Origin of the sequence: Vibrio sp. V42_P2S4T144 (assembly GCF_009904715.1) — a bacterium.
Lineage (GTDB): Bacteria > Pseudomonadota > Gammaproteobacteria > Enterobacterales > Vibrionaceae > Vibrio > Vibrio alginolyticus.
The window spans coordinates 1-2,895 of sequence record NZ_WXWS01000275.1; the positions used below are offsets into that span (position 1 = coordinate 1).

General features: G+C 42.8%; 3 protein-coding genes and 1 pseudogene. All 4 read right to left on the reverse strand.

Annotated elements, in window-relative coordinates:
- A pseudogene (locus tag CAG68_RS09390) lies at positions 1–158 on the reverse strand (type VI secretion system ImpA family N-terminal domain-containing protein); the annotation flags it as partial.
- A complete protein-coding gene (locus CAG68_RS09395; RefSeq protein ID WP_054730198.1) occupies positions 151–945 on the reverse strand; it encodes a PP2C family protein-serine/threonine phosphatase in 795 nt (264 codons plus the stop codon). The pseudogene CAG68_RS09390 and the gene CAG68_RS09395, both read right to left, overlap by 8 nt.
- 9 nt (positions 946–954) lie before the next feature.
- Positions 955–1,650 (reverse strand): type VI secretion system-associated protein TagF, encoded by a 696-nt coding sequence (gene tagF / locus CAG68_RS09400; RefSeq protein WP_033907013.1) that lies wholly within the window; start codon positions 1,648–1,650, stop codon positions 955–957.
- A partial coding sequence (gene tssM / locus CAG68_RS09405; protein ID WP_161441040.1) for a type VI secretion system membrane subunit TssM occupies positions 1,632–2,895 on the reverse strand: 1,264 nt, incomplete at its 5' end. The genes tssM and tagF, both read right to left, overlap by 19 nt.

Sequence of the window (2,895 nt, forward strand, 5' to 3'; positions counted from 1 at the left end):
GCATTACGTTCAGCGTTGCGGGCGGCCATACGCTGATCTTTCAACCGATAGTAAGCAGACTGTGGTGATACATCCTCTCTAGGATCAACACCTGTAGGATTTTCTTGAGATATAGGAGCCAACGCTTGTTCATACCAATCAAACATTTCATTACTCATAAGCTCTCCCTCTTAGAAAGATAGGTATTGTCGCGTCTTCTCTAGTTACTGTTTCGCACTCCGTTTGCGCTTGGCGAACTTTGATCAAAGCACAAGTTACGTTATCACTTGCGCCCCGAACCAAAGCCGAATGCATGAGCGCTAATCCAGCTTGGTTGACTGAGTCTGCATACAATGTCCGATGAATTTCATCACTCGTAAGTTCCTTAGAGAGTCCATCGCTACAGAGTAGAAACTGATCGCCATCAGCCAACTGCCCTGAAACTTGATCAATAGTGACACTTTCGTCGACCCCAACAGCTCTGGTAATAACATTTGCAAGAGGGTGAGATTCGGCATCTTCAAATGCCAATAAGCCCTGATCCACTAAGTCCATGACTTGACTATGATCACGTGTTTTTTGGACAAAATTACCACTTCTAAGCTGGTAAATTCGGCTATCCCCCACCCAAAGACAGTGGTAATACCCATCCTGAATAAACAACAAAACAAGTGTTGTTCCCATCGTTTTACCGTCTAAGTGATTTTGTGCGTATTGGTAAATTTCTAAGTTCGCTTCTTGAACCACTCTTCGGATATCATCGATATTAGTATTGGAGACATCCTGCATGTGGCGCGCGACTCTATCCACTAGCATCTGGCTTGCTATATCGCCAGCACTGTGTCCACCCATTCCATCGGCAACCACCCAAATATGCTGCTCTGTCATATCCAACAGAGCATCCTCGTTATAAGGGCGTACTTTTCCTGCGTGCGATTTAGCAAAGGTAAAATAGTTCCAATTCATTCTTCTATCCTACCAATTCCACTTTTTCCAGCCGCCATCAAGCATGGCTGAAAACTGACCAATTGAAGGGAATCCACTAGTAATGAACATGCATGGTTCAACCTTCGTTGAACCTTCAGTCCACCAAAAACATGGTTTACTCAATTTCTCTTTAATGAGGAAATTCAAAAGCGTGTTTTGATCAGTATTGCCGTGATCATGAAAAACTGTAGATATTTGGCTTTGATAAAGAAACTCCAGAGGCCTCACTTCACTTGTCACATTCGCAACGAGGTCATTTTTTTCTTGAGTACTTTTATGCCAAACATCAAAGACAAAGTCGTCCTCAAGTACTGAAAGAGCAAGAGCGGCACTGTCCTCGGTCCAAGCTCTGTCACCCCAATATTGCGCAGCTTCACCTTTTACGGCACGAGCTATAGTAAAGAAAAAGTATCTACCGCATGCATCAACACTAGGAATCATGCTACCAATGTAGGTTGAGTCTTCTAAATAGCTAATATCCAAAGCAAAGTGCCACACAGGAGCCGTTAAAAAGTGCTCATTCCAGCTTTCGCCCAGTTGTTCCCTGCTGACTGCAATAACCGCCTGTTGCCAATCATGCCAACGCTCCGAGAAATCTTGTGATAAACCATCTTTCACAAAGTCCCCTTTTGCAGGCATTTTACCGATATAGCCCCAGCCTGATGTTATAAGGTTCGTGGACATCTGAACCTCTCCATTTCATTTGACCAAAACGGATTAATGGCACTAGAAGGAATAAGCTCTAGCTGCACCTTATTTCCCTTTAAATCAATCATAACTATATTGTCTTTACGCGATTCTGGCCTTGCTTTAAGTGATTGATCCAAAAGCTTGAATATGCCCCACTCACCTTCATAGGTATGCGCAATTTCGCGTTTAGATTCAGGTGGTGTGAACACAATTCGAGTCTGATCTTGACCGGCAGGCCAACTCAACGATTTAGCTCTTGCTGGTCCATGCTTATAAACCAAATCTTGTCCACCCAACTCTAAGACAAATCGAGTAATGTGCTGGTCTAGATAAACAGGCTTCATCCCAAACTCTACGCGTAATGAATTATCAGATTCAAAGAAAGACTGCCTGATACGTTGCGCTCTTTGAAAGACCATTAGTGTTTCTGGACGAACTCCAATTTCCTTTTCTAATCGCCAACGACTTTTCGAAGTATCCACAAACGGTTCGAGGTATTCTTGGAAGAATGCGTCAAGCGTACCTCCATAACCAAAGAATCGCTTAAAGTCTTTCAATCTGACTTCTCTGCTCGCATTGGGCTCGAATGGATATCTGCCAGCAATAGTCCGCTGATAAGGACGCACCACTTGTGTTACCCAAAGTTGATTTAGATGATCCTTCGAACCGCTCTCCGCAAACTTGACCGACTCTTGAGAAAGCTCACCTAGCCATTGATTAAATGGTCTCGGCAAAAGTTCTTTAGCACGAGCAAAGGAAGCTGCGACATCTTGTGTAACGGTTCCATCTAAAATACTTTTGTAGGCAATTTTCTGATTGTTACCAGAGCTTGATAAGTCACTTAAATACGAACGCAAGTTAACCATTGCTTGTTGAATATCATCAAAGTCTTGCTCACCAAGGCGTAAGATCTCTGAAAAATGCGATTCGACTTCTTTACCTGGTAGAGCAACATTGAAACCGTTTTCTTCAGGTAAATACATGTCTAGTCTATCTGCCGTATTTGAAAACTTAACTTTGGCAACTTTACCAGCAACTTCAGAAGCGGCTTTTTGATTTTCTGACAATGATACTTTTGATAGAGCAACCTCTTTTTGGATTGCTCTCAACAAAGATTCGATTGGTCTTTCAACTCCAGATAAAACCCTCGCTTGCTCTGTCGCAAGTTCTAGGCTCGGAGCCTGCTTCAATTGAATATCTTCGATCAACGTTTTCCATTCATTAACATAATCTTGATAG